The organism is Haloarchaeobius ordinarius (assembly GCF_051801355.1).
In the GTDB taxonomy this organism is placed as follows: Archaea; Halobacteriota; Halobacteria; order Halobacteriales; family Natrialbaceae; genus Haloarchaeobius.
In genome coordinates this window covers 864,354-887,521 of the sequence record NZ_CP196560.1, presented here as the reverse complement: position 1 = coordinate 887,521, position 23,168 = coordinate 864,354, and the positions used below count along the sequence as shown (strand labels likewise).

The 23,168-nt window shown below is 66.4% G+C and carries 27 protein-coding genes; 16 read left to right on the top strand and 11 right to left on the bottom strand.

The genetic code is table 11. The annotated features are described in order from the left end of the window. Positions 1-821 precede the first annotated feature (821 nt). Positions 822-1,070 (bottom strand): hypothetical protein, encoded by a 249-nt coding sequence (locus tag ACSC1R_RS04635; RefSeq protein WP_439028754.1) that lies wholly within the window; start codon positions 1,068-1,070, stop codon positions 822-824. A gap of 30 nt (positions 1,071-1,100) precedes the next feature. Beyond that, positions 1,101-4,628 carry an efflux RND transporter permease subunit gene (locus ACSC1R_RS04630; RefSeq protein WP_439027906.1) on the bottom strand — a complete coding sequence of 1,176 codons (3,528 nt, stop codon included), beginning with the start codon at positions 4,626-4,628 and terminating at the stop codon, positions 1,101-1,103. A gap of 150 nt (positions 4,629-4,778) precedes the next feature. Here ACSC1R_RS04630 and ACSC1R_RS04625 point away from each other — a divergent pair, with 150 nt between their 5' ends. From ACSC1R_RS04625 to ACSC1R_RS04615, 3 genes are all read left to right on the top strand, one after another. Continuing rightward, on the top strand, positions 4,779-5,459 hold the full coding sequence (locus ACSC1R_RS04625) for a TetR/AcrR family transcriptional regulator (RefSeq protein ID WP_439027905.1): 681 nt from the start codon (positions 4,779-4,781) through the stop codon (positions 5,457-5,459). An 89-nt stretch (positions 5,460-5,548) separates the two neighbouring features. Then, the gene (locus ACSC1R_RS04620; protein ID WP_439027904.1) at positions 5,549-5,794 is read left to right on the top strand and encodes a hypothetical protein; all 246 of its coding nucleotides are present in this window, start codon (positions 5,549-5,551) and stop codon (positions 5,792-5,794) included. A gap of 76 nt (positions 5,795-5,870) precedes the next feature. After that, positions 5,871-6,086 (top strand): hypothetical protein, encoded by a 216-nt coding sequence (locus ACSC1R_RS04615; protein WP_439027903.1) that lies wholly within the window; start codon positions 5,871-5,873, stop codon positions 6,084-6,086. Between the two features lie 51 nt (positions 6,087-6,137). Here the strand turns inward: ACSC1R_RS04615 and ACSC1R_RS04610 are convergent, their stop codons facing one another. Beyond that, a complete protein-coding gene (locus ACSC1R_RS04610) occupies positions 6,138-6,704 on the bottom strand; it encodes a DsrE/DsrF/DrsH-like family protein (protein ID WP_439027902.1) in 567 nt (188 codons plus the stop codon). A 4-nt stretch (positions 6,705-6,708) separates the two neighbouring features. Beyond that, positions 6,709-6,954, bottom strand: coding sequence for a sulfurtransferase TusA family protein (locus ACSC1R_RS04605; protein WP_439027901.1), 246 nt, complete (start codon positions 6,952-6,954; stop codon positions 6,709-6,711). A gap of 196 nt (positions 6,955-7,150) precedes the next feature. On the opposite strand from ACSC1R_RS04605, the gene ACSC1R_RS04600 reads away from it, so the two are divergent. From ACSC1R_RS04600 to ACSC1R_RS04560, 9 genes are all read left to right on the top strand, one after another. Next, a complete protein-coding gene (locus tag ACSC1R_RS04600) occupies positions 7,151-7,288 on the top strand; it encodes a hypothetical protein (RefSeq protein WP_439027900.1) in 138 nt (45 codons plus the stop codon). A gap of 7 nt (positions 7,289-7,295) precedes the next feature. Further along, a complete protein-coding gene (locus tag ACSC1R_RS04595; RefSeq protein ID WP_439027899.1) occupies positions 7,296-7,763 on the top strand; it encodes a YeeE/YedE family protein in 468 nt (155 codons plus the stop codon). Next, positions 7,760-8,227, top strand: coding sequence for a DUF6691 family protein (locus ACSC1R_RS04590; RefSeq protein ID WP_439027898.1), 468 nt, complete (start codon positions 7,760-7,762; stop codon positions 8,225-8,227). The genes ACSC1R_RS04595 and ACSC1R_RS04590 overlap by 4 nt, the downstream gene beginning before the upstream one ends. A 455-nt stretch (positions 8,228-8,682) precedes the next feature. Next, entirely contained in the window at positions 8,683-8,832 is a 150-nt protein-coding gene (locus ACSC1R_RS04585; protein ID WP_439027897.1) for a DUF7512 family protein, read from the top strand. A 2-nt stretch (positions 8,833-8,834) separates the two neighbouring features. Further along, positions 8,835-9,866, top strand: a complete 1,032-nt coding sequence (locus ACSC1R_RS04580; protein ID WP_439027896.1) for a sulfite exporter TauE/SafE family protein — start codon at positions 8,835-8,837, stop codon at positions 9,864-9,866. 252 nt (positions 9,867-10,118) lie between these two features. Continuing rightward, positions 10,119-11,312 carry an MBL fold metallo-hydrolase gene (locus ACSC1R_RS04575; RefSeq protein WP_439027895.1) on the top strand — a complete coding sequence of 398 codons (1,194 nt, stop codon included), beginning with the start codon at positions 10,119-10,121 and terminating at the stop codon, positions 11,310-11,312. Positions 11,313-11,586: 274 nt separating this feature from the next. Beyond that, entirely contained in the window at positions 11,587-11,991 is a 405-nt protein-coding gene (locus ACSC1R_RS04570; RefSeq protein ID WP_439027894.1) for a helix-turn-helix domain-containing protein, read from the top strand. A gap of 105 nt (positions 11,992-12,096) precedes the next feature. Continuing rightward, entirely contained in the window at positions 12,097-12,501 is a 405-nt protein-coding gene (locus ACSC1R_RS04565) for a helix-turn-helix domain-containing protein (protein ID WP_439027893.1), read from the top strand. Between the two features lie 19 nt (positions 12,502-12,520). After that, positions 12,521-13,228 (top strand): DUF2270 domain-containing protein, encoded by a 708-nt coding sequence (locus ACSC1R_RS04560; protein ID WP_439027892.1) that lies wholly within the window; start codon positions 12,521-12,523, stop codon positions 13,226-13,228. Between the two features lie 7 nt (positions 13,229-13,235). Here the strand turns inward: ACSC1R_RS04560 and ACSC1R_RS04555 are convergent, their stop codons facing one another. Further along, positions 13,236-13,937 (bottom strand): TVP38/TMEM64 family protein, encoded by a 702-nt coding sequence (locus tag ACSC1R_RS04555; RefSeq protein ID WP_439027891.1) that lies wholly within the window; start codon positions 13,935-13,937, stop codon positions 13,236-13,238. A gap of 24 nt (positions 13,938-13,961) precedes the next feature. Further along, complete coding sequence (locus tag ACSC1R_RS04550; protein WP_439027890.1) at positions 13,962-14,597, bottom strand: hypothetical protein; 636 nt, start codon at positions 14,595-14,597, stop codon at positions 13,962-13,964. 106 nt (positions 14,598-14,703) lie between these two features. On the opposite strand from ACSC1R_RS04550, the gene ACSC1R_RS04545 reads away from it, so the two are divergent. After that, on the top strand, positions 14,704-15,303 hold the full coding sequence (locus ACSC1R_RS04545; RefSeq protein ID WP_439027889.1) for a metal-dependent hydrolase: 600 nt from the start codon (positions 14,704-14,706) through the stop codon (positions 15,301-15,303). 31 nt (positions 15,304-15,334) lie between these two features. On the opposite strand, the gene ACSC1R_RS04540 is transcribed toward ACSC1R_RS04545, so the two are convergent. Further along, positions 15,335-15,670 (bottom strand): hypothetical protein, encoded by a 336-nt coding sequence (locus ACSC1R_RS04540; RefSeq protein ID WP_439027888.1) that lies wholly within the window; start codon positions 15,668-15,670, stop codon positions 15,335-15,337. 30 nt (positions 15,671-15,700) lie between these two features. Then, the gene (locus tag ACSC1R_RS04535; protein WP_439027887.1) at positions 15,701-17,122 is read right to left on the bottom strand and encodes a DHHA1 domain-containing protein; all 1,422 of its coding nucleotides are present in this window, start codon (positions 17,120-17,122) and stop codon (positions 15,701-15,703) included. A gap of 88 nt (positions 17,123-17,210) precedes the next feature. Here ACSC1R_RS04535 and ACSC1R_RS04530 point away from each other — a divergent pair, with 88 nt between their 5' ends. The 3 genes from ACSC1R_RS04530 (at position 17,211) to ACSC1R_RS04520 (ending at position 20,157) form a co-directional block, all read left to right on the top strand. Next, positions 17,211-18,611 carry an APC family permease gene (locus ACSC1R_RS04530; RefSeq protein WP_439027886.1) on the top strand — a complete coding sequence of 467 codons (1,401 nt, stop codon included), beginning with the start codon at positions 17,211-17,213 and terminating at the stop codon, positions 18,609-18,611. After that, the gene (locus tag ACSC1R_RS04525; protein ID WP_439027885.1) at positions 18,611-19,450 is read left to right on the top strand and encodes a universal stress protein; all 840 of its coding nucleotides are present in this window, start codon (positions 18,611-18,613) and stop codon (positions 19,448-19,450) included. Before ACSC1R_RS04530 ends, ACSC1R_RS04525 begins: the two co-directional genes overlap by 1 nt. Before the next feature lie 86 nt (positions 19,451-19,536). After that, positions 19,537-20,157 (top strand): VOC family protein, encoded by a 621-nt coding sequence (locus ACSC1R_RS04520; RefSeq protein WP_439027884.1) that lies wholly within the window; start codon positions 19,537-19,539, stop codon positions 20,155-20,157. Positions 20,158-20,359: 202 nt separating this feature from the next. On the opposite strand, the gene ACSC1R_RS04515 is transcribed toward ACSC1R_RS04520, so the two are convergent. The 3 genes from ACSC1R_RS04515 to hemC are packed head-to-tail and all read right to left on the bottom strand — an operon-like array spanning position 20,360 to position 22,934. Further along, complete coding sequence (locus ACSC1R_RS04515) at positions 20,360-21,109, bottom strand: uroporphyrinogen-III synthase (RefSeq protein WP_439027883.1); 750 nt, start codon at positions 21,107-21,109, stop codon at positions 20,360-20,362. Continuing rightward, positions 21,106-21,849, bottom strand: a complete 744-nt coding sequence (gene cobA, locus ACSC1R_RS04510; protein ID WP_439027882.1) for a uroporphyrinogen-III C-methyltransferase — start codon at positions 21,847-21,849, stop codon at positions 21,106-21,108. Before cobA ends, ACSC1R_RS04515 begins: the two co-directional genes overlap by 4 nt. Further along, a complete protein-coding gene (hemC, locus tag ACSC1R_RS04505) occupies positions 21,846-22,934 on the bottom strand; it encodes a hydroxymethylbilane synthase (protein ID WP_439027881.1) in 1,089 nt (362 codons plus the stop codon). Before hemC ends, cobA begins: the two co-directional genes overlap by 4 nt. Positions 22,935-23,168 lie beyond the last annotated feature (234 nt).

Below are 23,168 nucleotides of genomic sequence, written 5' to 3'. Positions count from 1 at the left end.
GTTCTCACCGAAACGCGGATTCGAAGCGCCCCGGTTCCGCAGGCGCTCGAATCCTGGCGAACTGGTAGCTGCGGCACTGAACGGCCTGCCCGCGGGTAGTGAACCGGAACCGCCACGCGATGCTTTCTCTGGTCGTATCGACCCGCGAGCAGACGCCCCGACCTCGTCGGGAAGCCGCGTCCGGACCCGGGAGGTAGAGGGACTGCCGGCGGTTCCAGGTCAGGTGCCCATCCGGGGTGGCGACGAAGAACGTCTCGTGAGCACGCGACCCCCGGGATCGGGCCGGCGACGTCGAGGTCGCACGACAGTGGCGTGCCAGCGCCGAAACCGGGTGCCGTGGGCCCACCCGGTACCGTGGCCTGGCCAGAGCGCACCACGCGGGCAGTACCTCACCGGACGTGATGGGTCTCGAAAACTGTCCGGAGTGGACGGCCACGTACGGTGTACGACACCGGTGAGCTCGCGAAACCGGGACCGTCTCCGAGTTTCGCGGTCGGCTCGTGTCGGAGGCGGCGTTGCCGTTCTGTCCGTGACTGGGTACTGACTACCCGTGCCGGTTTCGGACCCCTACTGGCTCGTCGATGTGACCGGGTGTCGCCCGGGCGTGGACCAGCCCCTCTCCGGAGAACACTTCCGGTGGGGGCCCGCGATAGACCGTCTCGGCTCGATTCTCGACGGTCATCGGCACTTCGGCGTTGAGGGGCCCTGTGTCAGCTGTTCTCGCGATGTTCTGGTTTCGCCCCCCATTTCGCCACCCGTCTCGATAAACTCCATACTACGATACCAAATTGCCCGGTCCGGGTGAATCCGGGGCTTCGCGGTCAGCCGTCGCTCGGCGACCCGGGTTCTCCACGGGAAACCGACCGTTCCGCGTCGAACGGCTCGAACTCGTCCAGGACGGCCCGGACCGTCGTGATTCGCTCGTCCAGGCTGCCACACAGCACGACGTAGGGAATCCCGTGGCGGTCGAGGAACGCCCTGGTCCATCTCTGGAGTCGCTCGCGCAAGGTGGGTCCCTCACGGTCAGGGGTGTCCTCGAACGGGACGTCCGTCGCACAGAGGAAGGTCAGGTCGTATCGCGACCCGCACTGGCGAGCCAGTCAGCGGCTGGTCCGGGGAAGCGGCTGTGCCGGTGCTCGAATCGGTTCTTCGTCGATGCCGCGAAGCCACGCACGGGAAACTCGCTCGAACTGTGCGGGGCTCAACTCTCCTCGTTCGTAGGCGTTCGCGGCGACCGCGAGGTCGGCGTCGGTCGCGTGGCCTTGCGACACGACCCGCTCGAACAGGTCTGGGACGACCCGTATCTCCTCGTCACCCGAGACGGCCACCTCGGCGGTCTCCGTGGTGACGGTCCCGCGGAACCGGGCGGTGTCGCCGTCGCTTGCGACCTCGGGAACCGTCGTCTCGTACGTGCAGACGCGGTCGCCGTCCGAGCCGCTGGCCCAGGCGACGAAGACGACGCCGTCGTGGGCCATCACCTGGGTCGGTTCGGGCGAGACGTCGACGACCGTGGTCTCCGACCCGATGGCGCGGTCGCGGAGCACGACCCGGTCGTCGACCGCGTCGACCGCGACGCTGACGCGGAGCGTCTGCCCGGGGTGAACGTGCCCGTATTCGAGGGTACGGGCCGCCAGCGGCTCCGCGAGGTCGGCCGGTCCCTCCGGTTCCGTGCTGGCCCGCGGTGCAGCCACGGGGTCGTCCCCGTCGGATGCGGCGATGGCGGGTGCAGCGATGTCCGGCGTGGCGACCCCATCGTCGTCGTCCTCGCCGTCGTCGTCCTCGCCCGCACCCTCCACCGCCAGCGTCTCGGGGTGGACGAACCGCGTCCAGAGCACGAGCAGGCTCGGGAGTACGACGACGCTCGCGACGAACGCGAAGACGATGGTCAGCGCCGTGATGAGGCCGAACTGCTGGAGGAACGGCAGGATAGCGACCGTGAGCACGCCGAACCCGCCGGCGGTCGTCGCGGCGCTGCTCGCCAGCGCGCCGCCGGTACCCGTGACCGCGGCTTCTAGGGCGTCCCATGCGGACCCCAACTCGGCGAGTTCGTGGTTGTAGCGCTCACTGACGTGGACGCTGTAGTCGACGCCGAGGCCGATGGTCAGACTGGTTATCATCCCGGTCACGACGTTGAACGGCACGTCGAGCAGGTGCATCGTCCCGAGAATCCACGCCAGGGTGAACGCGACCGGGAGCACGGTGACGGCCCCCAGCGAAGCGCTCCCTTCGGTGAAGCGGTACGCGCCCATCAGGAAGACGAACACGACCACGAGCGAGACGACGAGTCCCCGGAGGACGGTCGTCAGGAGCTGTTCCTGCGTGAGCTGGTCGACGATGACCTGGCCGGTCGCGACCGCCCCGGCTCCCTCGCCGTCGACGATGTCGGCCACGTCGCGCATCCCGTCCATCACGGCTTCGCCGTCGGCGTCACCGTCGACCGAGACGACCATGCGGACCGCCTCGTACTCGCCCGAACCGGTCCGGTAGACGGTCTCACGCGCCTCGTCTGGCGCGACCTCGTACAACTGGTCGTAGACGAGTGTGACGTTCTCGTCGGGGACGCCGTCGTCGTCGGTGTCGGCGGCATCGAGCGTCGCGGCGAACGAGTCGTTCTCGCTCGCGACGCGCTCGAACGTGGCGAACGGGCTGTCGATGGCCGGGTCACCGTTCGAGAGGGTACTCGTGGTGTCCTGCTCGGCCGCGGCGTCTTCCGCCTCGCGCAACCGGTCGAGGGTGTCTGGGTTCGTCACGTCGTCCGTGACCAGGAGTTGCGCCTGTGAATCTTCACGGACGAACCGGTCGTTCAGCACCGTCATCGCCTCCTGGGCGCTGTAGTCGCCGGGGGCGAGCGGATCGGGCAGGTCCTGCATCCAGTCCGCGGGGTCGTCCGCGAGGAAGTCCTCCTGGCTGAAGCTCGTCCCGACCTGCGTGCCGCCGTAGGCCCCGGCCGCCGTCAGCAAGAGCGCGACGACGAGGACGGCCACGGGTGCCCGCCGGGCGGCGACTTCGCCGACGCGCAGCGCCTCGGTGAACCGCCCGCCGCCGGTTCCGAAGGCGGGGAGCTGGCGGTTCCAGCCACGGGATTCGAGCCAGGCGTCCAGTTCGACCTTCACCGCGGGTACCAGCGCGCCGAAGACGAGCAGTGCGGAGACGATGCCGACGGCGCTGACGACGCCGACGGTCCGGAACGTCCCGATGGGGCTGGTGAGGTTCGCGAGGAACCCGATGACGGTCGTCGTCGTCACGATGACGAGCGCCGCGCCGACGGTCGCGAGGCTGGTCCGCATCGCGGGGCGTGGCCCGCTGGGGTCGCCGTCACCGTCGTCGTTCTCGTCGGTCCGCTCCTCGCGGTAGCGCATCAGGAGGTGGATGGCGTAGTCGATAGAGAGGCCGATGAGCAACACCAGCACCATGATGAACATCTGGTTGAACGCGATGCCGGCCCAGCCCATCACGCCGAACGTCCACACGAGCACGGTGAGGACGCCCGCCAGGCCGAGCACCACGTCGAGCAGGTCGCGGTAGGCGACGACGAGCACGACCAGCACGAACACGAACGCGAGCGGGCCGATGATGGCGATGCTGTCGACCATCGAGGCCGATATCTCGTCGGCGACGATGCCGCTCCCGAAGACGAGGTAGGTCAGGTCGCCCTCGTGGTCGGCCGCGAGGGCCTGCATGGCTAGCTCCGAGTCGATAATCTCGTCGGGGGCGTCACCCGGTGCGAACGACGCAGAGTCGGTGTGCTGGCTCGCGAGCAGGAGCGTCGCGTTCGCCTCGGTCGACCCGGGTTCGTACTCCGCCGGCATGAACCGGAGCGCCCGGGCGGCAGACGATTGGGTGGCACCACCACCGCCGCCCAGCACCCGCGAGACCACGTCCTCGACCGAACTCTCGTTCATCGATTCGAGCTGTGCACGCTGTTCGGCGAGCGTCGGGTCGATACCGGCTTCGAGCGCTCGCTGGTCCTCGCGCAAGGTCTCGTACTCGTCGGCGAGCACACCCTGCGTCCCGAGTCGGTACGCGGCCTGGCGCTGGCTCTCGTTCGTCGCGCCGCGAAGCTGCCGGGTCGCGTGCTCGAACGTCTCCCCGTCCGCGTCCGTCAGGGGAACCGAACTGTTCGCCCGGACCGACTCGAACGCGGCGCTCGCGCTCGCGTTGGGGTTCGATTCGAGGGTGGTGAGTGCCGCCCGAAGGTCGCGCTCCGTCTCGTTCACCTCGCCCCGACGCTCCCGCAGGTCGGCAGCGCGTTCCTCGGTGATGGCGGTCGTCGCGACCACGGTGGAGACGCTGTGGAGACCGTCCTCGGTGAGCGTCCCGTTCACCGTCTCGTTCGCACGCAGGTGTTGCTGGTACGACAGCGTCTCGACGAGGCTCTCCTTCGAGAGCACGTCGTCGCCGCGAACCACGACCTGGGCGACGGACGTGTTCCCATCACCCGACGAGAAGTTCGCGTCGAGGTAGTCCAGGGCGTCTCCTTCGACCGTCCCGCCCTGGTACTGGTCCAGGGAACTGGACTGCTTCATCGCCGGGACGCCCGCCCCGACGACGAGTGTCAGGACGAGCATCACGGCGATGGCGTGGCTGCTGTACTCGGTAATGAGGCCCGGGAGGTCGGGGGGACTCATCGGCCGACCCTCACGCCCCGGCAGTTACTGAACGAACGTTCGGTAGGCATGCGTCGAACGAACGTTCGGTTAGTAATCAATCTTTCGGCTGTCCCGCCGCGAGTGCGCTGCTCGGCACGCTTTTACGCACCGACCGAATATTCGGTCAGTATGAGCGACGGGCCATTCGCCGGCGAGCCGACCGACACGCGAGAGAAGATAATGCACGCGACGTTTCGCGCCCTCCGCAAGCACGGCTACGCCGGGCTCTCCATCCAGCGAATCGCCGACGAGGCCGACCTGAGCAAGTCCTCGTTCTACCACTTCTACGACGGCAAGGACGACCTGTTGCTCTCGTTCATGGAGTTCATGCTCGGGCAGTTCGGTGCCGGGTTCGGCACGCGCTTCAGCGACGACCCACTCACCGACCTGCGACTCCACCTGCGGTTGCTGGTGGCGGGGCCGGCCGACGAGCGGGTCAGCGAGGCGGTCGTCGAGTCGGTCCCGGGCGGTGTCCCGGCCGACGCGCCGATTCGCCAGGGTGGCCCGCTCGAACGGGGTCCCTTCGTCGAGGTCCGGGCCCAGGGCGTCAGCGAACCCAGATTCCGCGAGCGTTTCACCGAGATAGACGGGGCCTTCCGCGAGACGCTGGCCGGTATCGTCCAGCGCGGCATCGACCAGGGTCGCTTCCGTGCGGTCGACACCGAACAGGTCGCAGAACTGCTCGTGACCATCGCGATGGGGGCCGTCTTCCGCGGGGAGACCGCAACGGTCGACCGTGACGTGATACTTGCTGAACTGGATGCGTACGTCGAACACCGGCTACTGGCCGAGGGCGTCGAACTCGAGTGAGTCCGGTCGTCACCGACCACCGCCACGTATCGAACCGTGAGTCGTTCAGTTCATTGAAATCTCTCGAGAACGAACGAGTACCCGAGTCGATGTCGTTCCACGTCCCTTACGTCGTGCTCTCCGCGTTCCTCACGGCACTGCTGTACGCCGGGTACCGAAGCGAGGTGGGGCGGCGGGCGTTGCTGTCGCTGGTCTGCGCCGCGGCCGTCGCGTACGTCCTCCTGTTCCAGTCACTCCTCGGTGACCCCCTCTTTCGTGCCGTTACCGCGAACCTGCAGGCGCTGCTCGTCCTCCTCGGGGCGGCGCTCGCGGTCGCCTCGGTGCTGAAAAACTGACCTCGCGAGCCCCGGGGCGGTTGCGGACCAGACACGTGGGTCGGTCGCTTTTCCGCCCCGAGCGTCTCCTCCCTGTATGTCCGCGTTCCTGGACCGAGAGAGCGACCGGACGGTCTGGGTCGGCCTCGGCGTCGTCCTGGCCTCGCTGGTCGTACTCGCCCTGTTCGAGTACCTCGGGTCGCTGGTGTTCGGGTGGTACGGGTTGTTCCTCGGCCCACTGGTGGTCGTCCTCGTGGTCGACTACGGAGACGTGGTGTTCCCCGAACTCGCTGGTCGGCTCACGCTCGGCTGAGGGTTGGTCGACTGCGGCCGCAGAAAGTGGTCGGTTGCGAACGCTGCTAGCTCAGACGAGGAGCTGGATGTCCGCGTCTTCCATCTCGCTGAGGGCGCTCGCTGCGCCGACACCGAGGGTCACGCCGTCGAAGAAGTCGGCCTCGTCGTAGCCCATCAGGTCGATGGTCATCTGGCACGCCTGGAACTCCACACCCATGTCCAGACTCGTCTGGATGAGTTCCTCGATGGTCGCGGTGTCGTTGTCCGCGATCTTCTTCTCCATCATCTTCGTCGCCATGCGGTCCATGCCCGGCATGGCGGCGATGGCGTTCGGCATCGGCATGTTGGGGTTACCGACGGCGCTGAGCTTGAGGTCCTTCGAGCGCTTCTCGTGCAGGATGTCAAGCCCCCAGAACGTGTGGAAGACGACCACGTCCCACCCGAAGGCGGCCGCCGTGCTCGCGAGGATGAGCGGCGGGTACGCCATGTCGAGGGTCCCCTTGGTGGCGATGATGACCATCTTCTTCTGGTCGTCATCTACCTCGCTCTCGAGGTCGGCGAGCTTCTGTTCGAGCTCGTCGATGCGGGCGCGCAGGGCCGCGTCGGTTTCCTGTGATGCGGGAGAGTCGGTGCTCATGGGTTCACTCCGTCTTGCGCACGTAGTGCTTGTAGACGCCGTCGCCCTCCTCCTGGGTGACCAGTTCGACGCCGTCGGTGGTGTCGGCCCAGCCGGCGATGTCGCTCATGCTGCCGGAGTCGGTCGCGACCACTTCGAGCACGTCGCCGGCTTCGAGGGCGTCGATGGCCTGCTTGGTCTTGACGACGGGCATCGGGCAGTTCTCTCCTTTCACGTCGAGGGTTTCGGTAACGCTGATGTCTGTGCTCATTGTTGCGTGTACTCCACAATATTGGGCTATACAATAAATATCTATCGCTGTCTGCAGACCGGTCTTACTCACCTAATATCCAATAATCGTGCGCGAGCCGGGGTGGAAGAGCGCTCGGTACTTGCAACAGTATTGCGACGATTGTGATATTCTATGCAAACTCTTAAGTGCGCACACCAGATACCTTGGACTGAAGATGAGCGAACACGCCTTCTCCGACGTCGCAACGTCGGTCGACAGTACCGCCCGCTCCCGGTTCGTCACACTGGCGGGACGAGACGCACCGACGGTCAGCTTCGACCCGAACGAGACCACTACCGACGGAGGGTGCTAACCGAGCGATGATCGAACTGTTCCCCAATGGCGTCGCCCACTACGTACTCGGGGGCTTCCTCATCGGGCTCGGGACCGCGATAATCTACCTCGGAACGGGCATCATCGCGGGCGCGAGCACCTTCCTCGAGTCGACGTGGTCGTACGTCTCCAACCGGTCGCGCTTCCAGCAGTTCCGCTTTACGAGCTCGCGGGACTGGCGGGTCGTCTTCACCCTGAGCATCGTCGCGGGTGCTGCGCTCTACACACTCGCGACCGGTGGTGACTGGTTCACGACCGAGGTCGCCCCGTGGCGACTGCTCCTCGGCGGGTTCCTCGTCGGCATCGGGACCCGCGTCGGGAAGGGCTGTACGTCCGGCCACGGCGTCTGTGGCGTCGGGTCGCTCTCCGAGACCTCGCTGGTCAACGTCGCGACCTTCGTCATCATCGCCATCGTCACCGCGAACGCCATCGTGTTCTTCGGGGTGGGAATATGAGCCAGGAAACGGGGCGCGGACTGTCGTTCTACGGACTCGTCATGCTCGGGGGTCTGGTCTTCGGCGCGGGCCTCGCTCACAGCCAGATGGCACGCCCCGAGGTCGTCCTGCAGTTCCTCCAGCTCGAGGACTTCGGGCTCCTGCTCGTCATGGGTGGCGCCAGCGTCACCGCCGGTATCGCTTTCTGGGTGATGAGCAAGTCCGGCCGCCGCGCGCCCCTCACGGGTGACGAGTACAGACGGCGCCTGAAGGACTACGACAGAAACGTCCTCGTCGGCGGGACCATCTTCGGCGTCGGCTGGGGCCTCTCCGGTATCTGCCCGGGGGCGGCCTACGCCAGCCTCGGCGTCGGCAATCTGACCATCCTGTGGGGCATCGGTGGGATGTTCCTGGGCGCGTACGTGCAGGGCGTCTGGCGCTCGCGCGACGACGAGTCCAGCTCGGCACCCACGTCTGCGGACTGAGCCGCGGTTTGCGCACACGTCGAGAACGGTTCGATTCTCACGTCTCTTTTCCGACCTGTTCTCCTGTTCGACTCCCCGCTTCCCGATTCACCGCTCTCATTCACCGCTTCCGTTCGTCCACGTCGTCCGTTCGACTCGCGTTCGCCGCCCAGTTTCGTTCTCGTGCCGTCCGTGACGCCCACAGCGATTGAAATATCTGTTCGATGATTTGTTTTCGCCCGGCCACCTTCGAACCGCCGCTGGCGCGCGTTGTGGGGGGTCGTGGAGCAGAAAAATCGTATCTGGATAGTGACTACTGTTCTCCCTGTAGCTACCCATAACTTATGCATCACCATGTGTGGGGTACAGGGATATAGTATTGTACGATGTTCCCAAAACCGTTATTACCCCCTGCCGGTTAGGGTGTCGTGTACAGAAACTCATGAAGTGTACAAGACTACGGTTCGAGGTGCACGATGTTCGGAATTGAATCACTCAGCGGTAACGCACAGGCGGCAGCACTGATCGGGATCGTGCTCGTCGAGGCGGCTATCCTCTACGTGGGGTACGGCCTCCTCGAGCGCGTCCTCGGACCGACCATCAGAGACCTCATCCGGGGTGCCTGACCATGGAGGTCCTCGGAATGAGCGTCCTGTTGCTCGCCACCTTCGCGGGCTTCGGGGTGCTCATCGGCATCCTGTTCGGGTTCTTCGGCATGGGTGGCTCGTTCCTCGTCACGCCCGCGTTGCTGGTGATGGGATACAAGACGGACGTGGCGGTCGCGTCCGGCCTCGCGTTCGTCTTCGGGACGTCCGTCATCGCGACGCTGAAACACCGTGACCTGGGGCAGGTCGACTACAAGCTGGGTGTCCTGATGATTGCCGGGACGTCCGCCGGCATCGAGGTCGGGAAGCTCGGCCTGGAGTGGCTCCAGCACATGGGATACGCAGACAGCGTCGTCAGCATCGCATACGTCCTCCTCCTCGGTGGCATCGGCCTGTTCGTCACCTGGGCCGCCCTGAAAGGCGGTGACGGCGGTATCAGCCACGACGTCGACGAGGACGCGGAGATATCGGCCGACGACATCCCCGACATCGCGAAGAAGATACAGTCCTATCGCGTCCCGCCAATGATATCGCTCCGCGGGGGTGTCAGCGTCTCTCTGTGGATGATACTGCTGGTCGCGTTCCTCACCGGTCTCCTATCGGGCTTCCTCGGTGTCGGTGGTGGGTTCATCCGCATGCCCGCGCTGTTCTACCTCATCGGCGTCCCGGTGCCCGTCGCGGTCGGGACCGACCTGTTCGAGATCGTCTTCTCGGGCGGTATCGGGAGTTTCCTCTACGCCCAGTCCGGCGCGGTCGACCTCAGTATCGTCGTCCCGCTGCTGGCCGGTAGTGCCCTCGGTGCCCGCCTGGGTGCCGCCTCGACCAGCCTGGTCAACGAGGACGAGATCAAGGTGTACTTCGGCGTGATGCTCCTGCTGGGGGCCATCGCGGTCGCCATCCGCAAGATCGGGAACGTCATGGAGATTCCCGTCGCGGACACGCTGAGCCTCGCCATCATCCTGGGCGCGGCGCTGCTGGTCAGTGGTGCGGTCGTCTACAGTAGCATCAAGGAGCTGCGTGCGGAGTCGTCTACGACCCACCCGACCGCGGACTGAGGACCTTCCTGGAGTGTCGATTTTTCGGCCGCTCACACATCGCAGATAGAATTGTGTATATTGCACAATTAAGAACTTTCTAACTTCGCAGGCACTGCCGCACTGAGCGGCTCAAAAGGTCTAAATTAGCCGAATGAGGTGTAATACGGCCTCTGGTTCCATTCGAGTCGCGCAACGATGCTGATTTTTCTGAGTGTCTTGCACAATATCCACAATACTTATTGTACCCCACCTCCAAGCGTGGAGTGACGCATGGACCCTGACGCGTTACCCACGATCGAAATCGAAGTCGACGAACTGAGCCCTGAAGAACTGAAGTCGCGCATCGACGGCGGCGAGGCGGTCACCATCCTCGACGCGCGTATGGAGAGCGACTTCTCGGAGTGGCACATCGACGGCGAGAACGTCGAAATCGCCAACGTGCCCTACTTCGAGTTCCTCGACGACGAGCTCCCTGACGACGTGCTGGAGCAGGTCCCGGAGGGCGAGCCGCTCGTCGTCCTGTGCGCGAAGGGCGGCGCGAGCGAGTACGTCGCCGCGAAGCTGGCCGAGAACGGCCGCGACGTCGTCCACCTCGACGAGGGCATGAACGGCTGGGCCCGCATCTACGAGCGAGTCGAGGTGTCGCGGTACGACGGCCCCGGCAAGCTCTACCAGTACCAGCGCCCGTCCAGCGGCTGTCTCGCCTACATGCTCGTCTCCGTCGGCGAGGCCGCGGTCATCGACCCGCTGCGCGAGTTCACAGACCGCTACCTCGCCGACGCCGAGGAACTGGACGCCGACCTCCACTACGCCATCGACACCCACATCCACGCCGACCACATCAGCGGCGTGCGCACCCTCGCCGAGGAGGGCGTGACCGGTGTCATCCCGGCCAACGCGGTCCCGCGCGGTGTCACCTACGCCGACGAGATGGAGACCGTCGAGGACGGCGACGTCCTCGAGGTCGGTGCGGCGGAGATAGAGACCGTCTACACGCCCGGGCACACGAGCGGGATGACCTCCTACCTCGTCGGCGGGAGCCTGCTCGCGACCGGTGACGGCCTGTTCACCGAGAGCGTCGCCCGCCCCGACCTCGAAGAGGGCGACGAGGGCGCGCCCGACGCCGCGAAGCAGCTCTACGACACCCTCCAGACCAAGGTCCTCGCCCAGGACGACGACGTGCTCGTCGGCGGCGCCCACTTCAGCGACGCCGCGACGCCGGCCGACGACGACACCTACACCGCGCCTATCGGGGAACTCGTCGAGACGATGGACGCGCTGACGATGGACGAGGACGACTTCGTCGACCTCGTCCTCTCGGACATGCCGCCGCGCCCGGCGAACTACGTGGACATCATCGAGACGAACCTCGGCCAGCGCGAGGCCACCGACGAGGAGGCGTTCGAACTCGAACTCGGGCCGAACAACTGTGCGGCCAGCCAGGACGCGCTCACCAGCGACTGAGTACGAGACACACCGGACACCCCCCGACCGGACACGCCGACTCCACTCGTCACCCCTCGCGTGCGGGTTCCCTGACCATCACTCGCGCGCACCGCTTGCACACGGTCGACCCACCGGGGGAATTCACGGGCCGGGCAATCGCGTCCGGCAGTCGGGACGTCACCGGCGACCGTTTCTCTGACACGTGTTCGAGTTGACAGGAATGTATTGAAAAATGGTATTTTGAGTATTGCACAATACTTTTACTTCAGCGGTCCCTCTCTCCGAACGAGACATGCCCCAATCGATGCGCGAGTACCTGGAACAGGACATGGAGTGTGAGGGGTTACTGGAGTGCGGCCACGGCCTCGGTGACCTCGACCTCACGGTGTTCAGGACGCTCACGGAAGCCCCGGAACCGCTGTCTATCGACGAGGTCGCCGTCGCGAGCGACCGGGAACGGTCGACGGCCTACCGTTCTATCCAGCGGCTCGTCGACGCGGGATTCGTCCGGAAGGAACAGGTCAACTACGCGGACGGCGGCTACTACCACGTCTATCGGCCCGCTGACCCACAACAGGTCGCCGACGACATGCAGCGCATGCTCAACGACTGGTACGCCATGATGGGCACACTCGTCGGCGAGTTCCGCGAGAAGTACAGTGACGCGGCCGCCTCCAACGGTTCGACTGATACGTGACACCCTCGACCCGCCGTCCCGCGTGGGGACCCCGATTCGGTGCTGTGCGGTGTTGCACAAATCGAACAAGGCTTTTACCCTCGAACCACATAGCATCAACACGAGATGGCCAATTCGATGCGGGAGTACCTGCAGCAGGACATGGAGTGCGAGGGCCTGCTGGAGTGTATCCACGGACTGAAAGAGCTGGACAAGGAGGTGTTCTCGACCATCGTCGAGAGCGACAACCCCCTCACCGTCGACGAGATCGCAGAGCGCGTCGAACGGGAGCGTTCGACCGCCTACCGGGCGATAAAGCGTCTCCAACAGTCGGGCTTCGTCCAGCAAGAGCAGGTGAACTACGACCAGGGTGGCTACTACCACGTCTACCAGCCGGTCGACCCCGACCAGGTCGCCGACGACATGCAGCGCATGCTCAACGACTGGTACGCCAAGATGGGCAACCTCATCGGCGAGTTCCGCGAGAAGTACGAGGACACCGCCCAGCTCCAGCAAACCGCCGAACAGTGACACGGCGGACGGGACGGCGATGAACACGGACGAAGAGCCCTTCGACCCGAGCAGCGAAGAGGCACGGGACATCGGTGCCGGCCTGCTCGAAGTAGACATGGGCCCGAGTTCGTCGCTGGCACACCTCTACCGCGGCGAGATACACCGGATGAAGTTCTGGCGGGAGCGGCTGGACCGTACCACGAACTGGGCGGTCACGACGCTCGCAGCCATCCTGACGTTCGCGTTCGCCAGTCCCGACCACCCGCACTACCTCATCCTCATCGCGGGCGTCATGCTGTCGTCGTTCCTCGTGATGGAAGCACGACGCTATCGCGGCTACGACATCTGGCGCTCCCGGGTTCGCGTCCTGCAGGAGAACGTCTTCGCGAAGGGACTCGACCCGTCGACGCCCGTCACAGACCCGGACTGGCGGCGCAAACTCGCCCAGGACTACCGCACGCCGGTCATCAAGATATCGTTCGAGGAGGCCCTCGCGCACCGGCTCCGGCGGGTGTACCTCCCGCTGTTCACCATCCTCGGCGCGGCGTGGCTGGCGCGGGTGTTCGTCGTCCCGACGACACGCCCGTGGCCCGACACCGCCGCAGTCGGCCGCCTCTCCGGTGAGGTCGTCACCGTCATGGTCGGCCTCGCGTACGTCACCCTCGTCGTCATCGCGCTTCGCCCGCGGACGTGGAAGGCGAAAGGCGAACTCCGCGAGGAGAACGTCGCGGTCTGGGACGACTGACGGGTGTCTACCGACTTCTTCCGGCCGCTAGCCGCCGCAGCAACGCCTCCCGTTTCCAGAACAGCACGCCACCGATTGCGGCCGCCGTGACCAGCAACCCCACAGAGAGGTACACCTGTTCCTGTGCCAGTCCCGCACCGGAGAGCGTCAGCACCAGATAGCCGGGTGTCCGCCCGGCCACGGAGACGAGCACCAGTTTCCGCACGTCGAGGTCGCTCATCCCGGCAGCGAAGCAGATGACGTCGTCCGGGAATCCCGGCAACAGGAAGATGACGAACACGCCCACCAGGCCGTACTCGTGGAGGAAGTCGTCGAACCGGTCGAGGGCGTCTGGGGCGACGACGTGCTCGACGTAGGGACGGCCGTACCGCCGCGCCAGCAGGAGGGCGAGGTACGTCCCGACGGTCGCGCCGACCATACTGTAGGCGAAGCCGAGGCCTGCCCCGAACAGGTAGCCCGCGGCGAACGCGAGCACCTGCCCGGGAACGGGCGCGAGCACGACCTGAAGCGTCTGGAGCACGACGAACGCGAGGGGGGCGAGCGGTCCGAACCCGTCGACGACCCCCTGGATGGCGTCGGGTTCGCGCAGGAACCACAGGTACCGGCCCGTCACCACGGTTCCGAAGACGAGCCCGACCGTGACGACCACGACCACGAGCAAGAGCTGTCGACGGTCCGCGTCGGCCGCGAGGAAACGCTCCGGTTTCACAGCGGGTGTTCGGCCGCGGGGGATTTAGCTCGTCCCCCGCCGCCGTTCCAGCCAGGCCGCCAGTTCCTCACCCTGTTCGCGCACCGCCCCCGTCCCGAACAGCGTCACGACCAGCGCGCCCGCGAGGTCGAACACGAGGTCGAGCATCGTGTCGTCGAGTCCGTACAGGATGAGCACCGGGTCGAGGTCGAGTGCGATGGCGAGTTCACGCGCGATGAACTCCATCACCTCCCAGAAGACCCCCATCGCCAGCGTGAACGCCAGGACGAACACCATGACGAAGGGCTCCGGGAGGTAGAGCCGGTCGCTGTGGGCGTCGATGGCCCAGACGGTCGCGTAGGCGACGACGGCGACGATGCTGGCCGAGAGCGTGTGCGTGAGGTGGTCCCACCACCAGACTTCGTCGTAGAACTGGAACATCCCGACGGCGTGGAGGAAGACCGCGACCCCGAGGTAGACGGTAAAACGCGGGTCCAGTTCGATGCGGAAGTCGCGCTCGAGGACAGCCGGCAGGAGCGTCACACCGATGGCGAACAGGGCGTTGAGCACGACGCTCACGTTGCGGATGGTCATGCCGAGGACGAAGATGCCGACTAACCCGACCTGCGTGGTCCGGGTGAACAAGGTGGCATTCCGCGTCCACACCGTGTCCCTTCGCATACCTCGACGTAGGTGCCCGGCCCGAAAAACCCCTGTGTCGACCGTGTCACAGAGTAGCATCAGTCGGGACAACCTTGTATACTTTCGAGGCGTATGCGTTTCCACGATGATGGCCATGACCCACGCGCTCGCGGGCCTCCTGCTCGCGACGTTCGTGGTCCAACTGGGCGGTGGCGACCCCGCCACGGTCGTCGCGGCGGCGGTCGCCGGCAGCGTGTTCCCCGACCTTGACATCTACGCGGGCCACCGCAAGACGCTTCACTTCCCCGTGTTCGGCTGGTTCCCGGCCGGCCTCGCGGCCGTGCTGGCGCTCGCCATCCCGACGACGGCGACCATCGCGCTCGCGACGTTCCTCGTCGCGGCCGCCTTGCACCCCGTGATGGACCTCTACGGCGGCGGCCTCGAACTCCGCCCGTGGGAAGGGCGGTCGGAAAAGGCGGTGTACAGCCACTACCACGGCCGCTGGCTCGCGCCGAAACGACTGGTACCCTACGACGGGTCGCCCCGCGACCTCGCGCTGGCGGGGTTGCTGGGTGTGCCCGCCCTGACGCTCCCGGAACCGGTGCCGCCGCTGGTCGTCGTGACGATAGTCGTGGGTGGCGTGTACGTCGCCCTGCGCAAGCGGCTCGCGACGGTCTGGTCGCAGGTGGCCCGGGCGCTCCCGTCGGAACTGCGGCGACACGTCCCCGAGCGGTTCTACGAGTAGGGCGGGGTCGTCGAAACCCTCGAGACTCGTCCTACTCGTCCGCTCCGCCCTTGGTAATCTCCCAGAACGCCAACTTCTTTCGGAGCCACGCCGGGTCGGAGGTCTGTCCCTGAAGCGGGAGATCGTCGACCATCCATCTGAAGACGCCACTCATCGTCCACAGCAACGAGAGGGCTTCTTCGTCGATTTCATCCGGGTCGCGGTCCTCGAAGTGGTCGACGAGTACTTCCACTTGCTCCGTTGTCGGGTCGGCGGCGTTCTCCATGTACTCGCGTCCGACGTCGACGAATCGGTTCCTGATGTACTCGCTGTCTACCCGGTCCTTGTCAAGGTCGTGGACGATGTCGTCGAGGAGACGGTCGTTCATGCGCCATGGTTGTGCAGAATACTGATGAAATTAACCTTGGCCCAGCTGCTCTCCGACCAGCCGGTCACACTCCGCGATAAACTCGTCCTCTTTCCCGCGCGGAATCGTCGCCCCGGCCGCGATGACGTGCCCGCCGCCGTCGCCGCCGACGGCCTGTGACGCCTCGCGCATCACGACAGAGAGGTCTAACCCGTCGCGGACGAGGTGGCCGGTTCCCCGGGAAGAGACCTTCACCTCCTCGGCGCTCTCGTTCGCGAAGGCGATGATGGGTCTGCTCCTATCGATGCCGCTCGCCCCCAGGGACATCCCGGCGACGATGCCGACGATGGTCTCGCGGATGCGGTCGTCGGCGTGGAACCACTGGACGTGTTCCTCCTTGGTCGTTCCCTCGTTCTTGACGAACTGGAGCCCCTCCGAGAGGTTCTTGCGGTGGTTCCGCAGGAGCTTGCGGGCAGCGACCAGCGCCTCGTCCCGGTTCCCGAGACACACCGCGAGGCCCACGTCGGCGCGTTCGTACCGGGCGGTCGCGTTGAGCAGGGTCGAGAACTCGCTGGCGTCCCGGAGTTCTGTGCCCTCGGGCTCTGCGAGCAGCGTGTAGCTCGTCCCGACGAGCCGGTCGATGCGGTCGGCGGGGACGCCCGAGCGCACCGCCCGCTGGACGAGGCCGCTGGCGACCGTCTGGCGTTCCTCGGCGTCGAGGTCGACCCAGCGTTTCCAGTCGTCGCCCTCTCTGACCTCGATATCGAGGCCGTTCAGGAACTCGATGGCCCCGTTCCGGTCGTTGGTGATGCCCGGGATGACCACGTCGCTGGCGTATTCGAGGAGTTTCGGGAGTTCGCGGGTCTGCTTGCCGTACACCGCGAGGTCGGTGCCCTCCTCGAGGACGCCGGCCGCCACGCCGTCCTCGACGATTCCCGCGTTCGCCCCGTGGAGTTCCCCGTCGGTGTCTTGCATGTCGCCCACGGCTCCGACGACTGCGAGGCGGGCCAGGTCGCGGTTGTCGCCGTCGCCCTCCAGCGCCCGGGCGAGGACGTACGCCGCGCCCGCACCAGAGAGTTCAGAACCGCCGTCGATGCCGAACAGCAGCGGATTCAGGTGGAACTCCGTCTCTGCGTCGGCCGGCTGGTGGTGGTCCGCGATGACCGGGGTGAAGTCGCCCGCGTCTTCGTACTCTTTGATGATGTCGAGTTGCCCGCTCCCGAAGTCGGTGAACAGCACGGTGTCGTAGTCGGTCGCGGCGATGGCCGCGACGGCCGCCTCGTCGAGTTGTTTCTCGAAGTTAACCTCGAACGGGACACCGGCGCGTTCCAGCGCGCTGGCGGCGACGCCGGCGCTGGTCAGGCCGTCGGCGTCGATGTGCGAGGAGAGCAACACCTCGTCGGCCGCGCGCAGGCGCTCGGCGCACGCGGCGGCGCGGTCTGCCATTTCAGGGACCGGGACGGAATCGGGCATTCGTCGGGTAGTGGGGCGGTCTCGGATTTAAACCATCGGGACCGCATCAAGGCCGTCTTTTTTCCGCGAAAGCGTGCTATCTTACCGCATGGCAGTCGACCCAGCCGCACGACCGGAGCCGGACACCGACGCCGGCACGGTCACCGAGGAGGCGACCGTCCACGAGGAGGGCGTCGAACTGGAGCGCACCATCGGCCTCCGGGGCGCACTGGCTATCGGCGTCGGGACGATGATCGGTGCGGGTATCTTCGTGTTCCCGGGGATAGCCGCCGGGAAGGCCGGCCCCGCCGCGGCACTCTCGTTCGCCATCGGGGCGGTCATCGCGTTGCTGGTGGCGGTCCCGACCGCAGAACTGGCCACCGCGATGCCGAAGTCGGGGGGCGGCTACTACTTCATCTCGCGCGGGCTCGGGACCCTCTTCGGTGCCGTGGTCGGCCTCTCGGTCTGGCTCGGTCTCGTCTTCGCCTCGGCGTTCTACCTCGTCGGCTTCGGTAACTACGCCGCGGCCGTCCTCGCCGAGGTCGGTGTGAACGCCGCCGACCTCGTGATTCCACTCGGCCTCGCCTTCGCCGCCTTGCTCACCGCGCTCTCGCTCACGGGGACCGAGAACGCGACCAAGCTCCAGAACGTCGTCGTCGCGCTGTTGCTCGTCATCCTCACCGGGTTCCTGACCTACGGCAGCCTCGACGCCCTCGGGGTGTTCGGCCGGGCTTCGGCACCAGAGACGTTCTTCCGGTTCGGCCTCGCGCCGGTGTTCTCGACCGCGGCGCTGGTGTTCACCTCCTACCTCGGCTTCGCACAGGTTGCGACCGTCGCGGGCGAGGTGAAAGACCCCGCCAGGAACCTCCCGCTGGCGATGGTCGGCTCGGTCCTCCTCGTCGGCGTGTTCTACGTCGCGACCATCTTCGTGGCGACGAGCGCGTTCGGCAGTCCACGTCTGGAGAGTTTCGGCGAGACCGCGATGGTCGAGGTCGCCCGGGACTTCTTCGGACTCGCGGGTGCGGTCGCGATACTGCTCGCGGGGCTGCTCGCGACGCTCTCGTCGGCGAACGCGAGCATCCTCTCGTCGTCGCGGGCTATCTACGCGCTGAGCCGTGACGCCATCGTCCCTGCACGGTTCCGGCGGCTCAACCTCAAGTACGGCACCCCGCACATCGCGCTGCTGTCGGCAGCCGGGCCGGTGCTCGTGCTCGTCGGAACCGGGCAGGTCGAGATTCTGGCGGAGGTCGCCTCCTTCTTGCACCTCATCATGTACGGCCTGATGTGTGTCGCGCTGGTGGTCATCCGGCGGTCGCCGCCGGAGTGGTACGAGCCGGACTTCGAGGTACCCTTCGGGCCGGTGATTCCCGTGCTGGGAGCCATCGCGAGCTTCGGTCTCATCGCGTTCATGAAGCCCACCTCACAGCTCATCGGCCTCGCCGTGATGGTGCTGGCAGGGGTGTGGTACTTGTACTACGCCCGCGACGTGAAACTACGAGGTGCAGTCTGATGACCCGACGCGTACTCGTCCCGGTGCAGGTGTTGAAAGGGGAGAGCGTCTCACCAGGCGTGGCTGAAGTCCTCGCGGACGTGCCGGTCCTGCTGCTGGCCTACCACGTCCTCCCCGAGCAGACGCCACCCGGGCAAGGAAAACTGGAGTTCGAGGAACAGGCACAGAACAAGCTCGCCGACGTGGTCGAACTGTTCGAGGAGTACGGTGCGACCGTCGAGACCCGCATCGTCTTCACCCACGACGCCGAGAAGACCATCAATCGCGTCGCCGACGAGACCCAGTGTGACGCCTACCTCATCCCGAACCCGACACCACAGGTCGAGAAGGTACTCGTCCCGGTCCACCCCGACGTGGCCGTCGAGCGCGTCGTCGAGTACGCCGCGGCCGTGTTCGCGAACGACGACGTCACCATCTCTATCTTCGCGACTGCCCCCGACGAGGAGACGCTATCCGAACGAACCGCGCTCGTCGAGGCCGCCTACGACTGGTTCGTCGAACACGGCTTCTCCGAGGACGTGCTCGATACCACCGTCCAGTTGACCGACGCCCCGATCCGCGCCACGGCGACGGCTGCAACCGAACACGACCTCGTGGTGATGGGCGAACGCGCCCCGTCGCTCCGGTCGGTCGTCTTCGGCGAGGACGTCGACCAGGTGGCCGAACTGTCGGTGGGGCCGGTGCTCGTCGTCAAGCGACCGCCGGAGCCGGAACCGGACGAAGTGGTGGAGGCTGCCGAGGAAGCCGAGGCCGAGCGGGACGTGGTGGAGGCCGCGGAGCAGGAGGCGGTGGACGCCGCGGTGCAGGACGACGAGGAAGCCGACAGGGGTGGTCAGTAGGACTTCCCCCGCCGGGGACACGCCTGTCACCGGGTGACGGCGGTGTCCGCGAGCGTTTATCGGTCGAGAACCCGTACGATTCTCCCATGAGCGACCAGCAGCAAGCCCCTGTCACCGACGAGTTCCCGGACAGCCCGTTCCACACCACCGGCACCGACCACATCACCATCTGGGGGAGCAACGAGGCAGACACGCTCGCGTTCTACCGCGACCTTCTGGGAATGCGCCTCGTGTTGCGCCAGCCGAACCTCGACGACCCTTCCCAGACGCACCTGTTCTTCGACACCGGTGACGGTCGCATCCTCACCTTCTTCGTGAGCGACGACCGCCCCTCGGCCCGCGGGGTGCGAGGCGGCGTCGGCGCGGTCCACCACCTCTGTTTCAGCGTCGACCCCGAACGGTACGAGGAGGTCATGGACGCGCTAGACGAGGCCGGACACCACTACAACGTGTTCGACCGGGGCATCTTCCACTCCATCTACACCAAGGACAACAACGGCCTCGTCATCGAGCTCTCGACGGACAAGTACGACATCCCCGACGACCGTCGCGCCGAGGTGCTGGCGACGACCCAGCGCATCCGCGAGGAGGACGGTGCCGACTACGCGAAAGACGAGCACATGGCGGCCGCCCTCGAGGAACTCGGGATGGACGCGACGCCGTACGACCTGCCCGATGCGTCATCGGGTGTCGGTGGTGTGAACTGACGCCGTTTCGGCCCCGAATCCGGAAAACCCAGCAGAGACGCTTTCTCTCGACCGTCGACGAAGGATAGGGTTCCCTGCGCGAAGCCGATTTGATATCGTGGTATATGATTTATCGAGTGGGGCGCGGCAATGACCGGCCGACGCAGAATCCTCTCGAAAAGAGGGTTCTCGATGCGGTATACTACCGAAAATCAGCCGACGCTCAGTCGTGGTACGTCGGCGCTGCTTCCTCCACGACCGCGCAGGCCAACTCCTCGAAGTCCGCGTGTTGGGGGACCACGTCGACCGCGATACCGAGTGACTCGGCCGTCTCACGGGTCGGCGGGCCGATGACGCCGACGACGGCGTCGTTCAGGCCGGCCAGCGCTTCCTCGCGAATCCCCTTCTCGTCGGCGGTCGCCAGGAAGTTCTCGACCGTGAGCGAGGAGGTGAACGCGGCGGCGTCCAGCTCGCCAGCGGCGGCCAGTTCGACCGACTCGCCTGCGCCCTCGGGCCGGACGAGTTCGTACAGCACCGTCTCGTGGACGAACGCGCCAGCCTCCCAGAGCCCGTGGATGAGCACGTCGCTGCCGTGGTCGCTCCGGGCGACCTCGACGGTCGCGCCAGCCACGTCACCCGAAAGCTCCGAAACCAGCCCGCTGGACGTGTATTCGTCGGGGACCCGGTCCACCTCGTACCCCTGGTCTCGGAGCGCCTGGGCCGTCGAGGGGCCGATGGCACAGACCGTGGTCTCGCCAGGCTCCCAGCCCGCCTCGCAGGCGAGTTCCGCGCCGGTCTTGCTCGTCAGGATGGTGTAGTCGGCCCCCGTTTGCGGACCCGACCCCGACGACCGGACCGACAGCATCGGGTCCGGAACCGGCGTCGCGCCCAGCGATTCGATGAGCTCGACCGCGTTCGTGAGGCGCTCGTCGTCCGGGCGGAAGACGGCGACGGTCGTGTCTCTGGTCGTCATTGGAGGAACTCAAGCACCTCCTCACGCGTGCCCGCGACGTCGCCGATGACGGTGATTGCGGGGGGCTCGATACCCTCGGCGTCCCGAACGTCGACGATGGTGTCCAGCGTGCCGGTCGCGACCTGCATGTCCGGCCAGGTGGCGCGCTCGACCAGCGCGACGGGTGTCTCGGGGTCCATCCCGGCCTCTCGAAGTGCCCTGGTGTACTCCGGCAGCTTGCCGACGCCCATGAAGACGACGATGGTGCCACCAGTCGCGGCGAGCGCCTCCCAGTTCACCGCGGATTCCTCTTTGGTAGGGTCCTCGTGGCCCGTGACGAACGAGACGGAGGAGGCGTGGTCGCGGTGCGTCACGGGGATACCGGCCACGCCAGCCCCGGCGATGGCGGAGGTGATGCCGGGGACGTACTCGAACTCGATACCGTTCGCGGCGAGGTGTTCGGTCTCCTCGCCGCCGCGGCCGAAGACGAACGGGTCGCCACCCTTCAGGCGGACGACCGTCTTGCCCTCCTCGGCGAGTTCGACCAACCGCCTGTTGGTGTACTCTTGCGGGGTCCACTCGCCGCCGGCGCGTTTGCCCACGTCCTCGCGCTTTTCCTCCGGAATCAGCCCCAGAATCTCCGGCCCGGGCAGCTTGTCGTGCAGGACCACGTCGGCCTCGTCGAGCAGCCGGGTCGCCTTCACGGTCAGCAGTTCCGGGTCGCCGGGGCCGCTCCCGACGAGGTAGACCTTCCCCGTCATTTCTCGCGGGCGGCCTGCACGTACTCGGCTGCGCCCTTCTCGTTCAGGTCCTCGGCGAACTCTCGGGCAGCCTTCGCGTGCGTCTCGACCGGGAGGTCACGGCGTTCCTTGACGACGCCGTCGCCGTCGGGGTGGAGCACCTGTGCCGTGGTCCGGACGAACTCGCCCTGAATCGTGGCGTGGACCCCGATTGGGGCCACGCAGCCGCCGTTGAGCCCGGCGAGTACGGTCCGCTCGACCGTCGTCTCGACGCGGGTCCGGGGGTGGTCGAGCGCCTTGTGAATGGCCTCGGCAGTCTCGCCGTCCGCCGCCGTCACGGCCAGTGCGCCCTGTCCGGCGGCCGGGACGAACTCGGTGGGTGGAAGCTGTTCGTACTCGATGTGGTGGAGCAGTCCGGACCGGCGCAGGCCGGCCTCGGCGAGCACGATGGCGTCGTAGTCGGTCTCGACCTCACGGCCGAGGGCACGCTTGCGAATCTCCGAGAGCGACTCGAACCACTCGTCGGTGGTCTGGTCGAACTCGGGCTCGAAGTCCTCGTTGCCCGTGTTGCCCTTGCGTTCCTTGTCCGCCTCGCTCCGGCGCTCGTGTTCGCGCTGGAGGGCGGGCGCGAGCAGCTTCTCGACCCGGGTGTCGACGTTCCCACGCAGGGGTTCGACGACGAGGTCGTCCCGGTAGTTCTCTATCTGTGCCTGCCGGCGCATCGAGGAGGTTCCCACCACGGCCCCCGGTTCGAGGTCGTCGAGTGCGGTGCCCTCGGCCGTCACGAGCACGTCGCCGGCAGCCGCTCGCTCGGGGACGCCCGCCACCACGAGGTCGTCGGGGAGTTCCGTCGGCATGTCCTTCATGGAGTGGACGGCAGCGTCGACCTCGCCGTCGAGGATTTTCTCGTCCAGCGACCGGACGAACGCCCCGGTCTTCCCCAGGTCCTGTATCAACTCGTCGCGTATCCGGTCGCCCTCGGTCTCGACCTCGACCAGCTCGACCTCGTATCGCTGGTCTTCGAGAGCGTCCCGGACCGTCGCCGCCTGTCGCAACGCGAGGTCGGAGCCGCGCGTGGCGAGTCGGATGGTCCCACGTGTTCGCATGGACGGGAGTCGGCGGCCGAGGGTGAAAAGCCCTCCAGTTTGTCGCTGGCGGGCGTGGCGCTGGCTCTGCGCCCGCCTGGCCGGCCCCGGTGGCTCCGAATCTCGGGCGAGCGACCGTTTCGGAGGCCGGTGCGCTGTTTCGTGGCGAACCACGCAGCCCGTCCGAAACTGGGGAATAAATCACTGGCTGCTATATCAAATCGGCTCCGGCCCGTCCACCACGGCTTCGGACCG

Coding starts and splice junctions, on each gene's coding strand:
- ACSC1R_RS04630 (WP_439027906.1), bottom strand. CDS start 4,628: ATGAGTCCCCCCGACCTCCCGGGCCTCATTACCGAGTACAGCAGCCAC.
- ACSC1R_RS04625 (WP_439027905.1), top strand. CDS start 4,779: ATGAGCGACGGGCCATTCGCCGGCGAGCCGACCGACACGCGAGAGAAG.
- ACSC1R_RS04620 (WP_439027904.1), top strand. CDS start 5,549: ATGTCGTTCCACGTCCCTTACGTCGTGCTCTCCGCGTTCCTCACGGCA.
- ACSC1R_RS04615 (WP_439027903.1), top strand. CDS start 5,871: ATGTCCGCGTTCCTGGACCGAGAGAGCGACCGGACGGTCTGGGTCGGC.
- ACSC1R_RS04610 (WP_439027902.1), bottom strand. CDS start 6,704: ATGAGCACCGACTCTCCCGCATCACAGGAAACCGACGCGGCCCTGCGC.
- ACSC1R_RS04605 (WP_439027901.1), bottom strand. CDS start 6,954: ATGAGCACAGACATCAGCGTTACCGAAACCCTCGACGTGAAAGGAGAG.
- ACSC1R_RS04600 (WP_439027900.1), top strand. CDS start 7,151: ATGAGCGAACACGCCTTCTCCGACGTCGCAACGTCGGTCGACAGTACC.
- ACSC1R_RS04595 (WP_439027899.1), top strand. CDS start 7,296: ATGATCGAACTGTTCCCCAATGGCGTCGCCCACTACGTACTCGGGGGC.
- ACSC1R_RS04590 (WP_439027898.1), top strand. CDS start 7,760: ATGAGCCAGGAAACGGGGCGCGGACTGTCGTTCTACGGACTCGTCATG.
- ACSC1R_RS04585 (WP_439027897.1), top strand. CDS start 8,683: ATGTTCGGAATTGAATCACTCAGCGGTAACGCACAGGCGGCAGCACTG.
- ACSC1R_RS04580 (WP_439027896.1), top strand. CDS start 8,835: ATGGAGGTCCTCGGAATGAGCGTCCTGTTGCTCGCCACCTTCGCGGGC.
- ACSC1R_RS04575 (WP_439027895.1), top strand. CDS start 10,119: ATGGACCCTGACGCGTTACCCACGATCGAAATCGAAGTCGACGAACTG.
- ACSC1R_RS04570 (WP_439027894.1), top strand. CDS start 11,587: ATGCCCCAATCGATGCGCGAGTACCTGGAACAGGACATGGAGTGTGAG.
- ACSC1R_RS04565 (WP_439027893.1), top strand. CDS start 12,097: ATGGCCAATTCGATGCGGGAGTACCTGCAGCAGGACATGGAGTGCGAG.
- ACSC1R_RS04560 (WP_439027892.1), top strand. CDS start 12,521: ATGAACACGGACGAAGAGCCCTTCGACCCGAGCAGCGAAGAGGCACGG.
- ACSC1R_RS04550 (WP_439027890.1), bottom strand. CDS start 14,597: ATGCGAAGGGACACGGTGTGGACGCGGAATGCCACCTTGTTCACCCGG.
- ACSC1R_RS04545 (WP_439027889.1), top strand. CDS start 14,704: ATGATGGCCATGACCCACGCGCTCGCGGGCCTCCTGCTCGCGACGTTC.
- ACSC1R_RS04540 (WP_439027888.1), bottom strand. CDS start 15,670: ATGAACGACCGTCTCCTCGACGACATCGTCCACGACCTTGACAAGGAC.
- ACSC1R_RS04535 (WP_439027887.1), bottom strand. CDS start 17,122: ATGCCCGATTCCGTCCCGGTCCCTGAAATGGCAGACCGCGCCGCCGCG.
- ACSC1R_RS04530 (WP_439027886.1), top strand. CDS start 17,211: ATGGCAGTCGACCCAGCCGCACGACCGGAGCCGGACACCGACGCCGGC.
- ACSC1R_RS04525 (WP_439027885.1), top strand. CDS start 18,611: ATGACCCGACGCGTACTCGTCCCGGTGCAGGTGTTGAAAGGGGAGAGC.
- ACSC1R_RS04520 (WP_439027884.1), top strand. CDS start 19,537: ATGAGCGACCAGCAGCAAGCCCCTGTCACCGACGAGTTCCCGGACAGC.
- ACSC1R_RS04515 (WP_439027883.1), bottom strand. CDS start 21,109: ATGACGACCAGAGACACGACCGTCGCCGTCTTCCGCCCGGACGACGAG.
- cobA (WP_439027882.1), bottom strand. CDS start 21,849: ATGACGGGGAAGGTCTACCTCGTCGGGAGCGGCCCCGGCGACCCGGAA.
- hemC (WP_439027881.1), bottom strand. CDS start 22,934: ATGCGAACACGTGGGACCATCCGACTCGCCACGCGCGGCTCCGACCTC.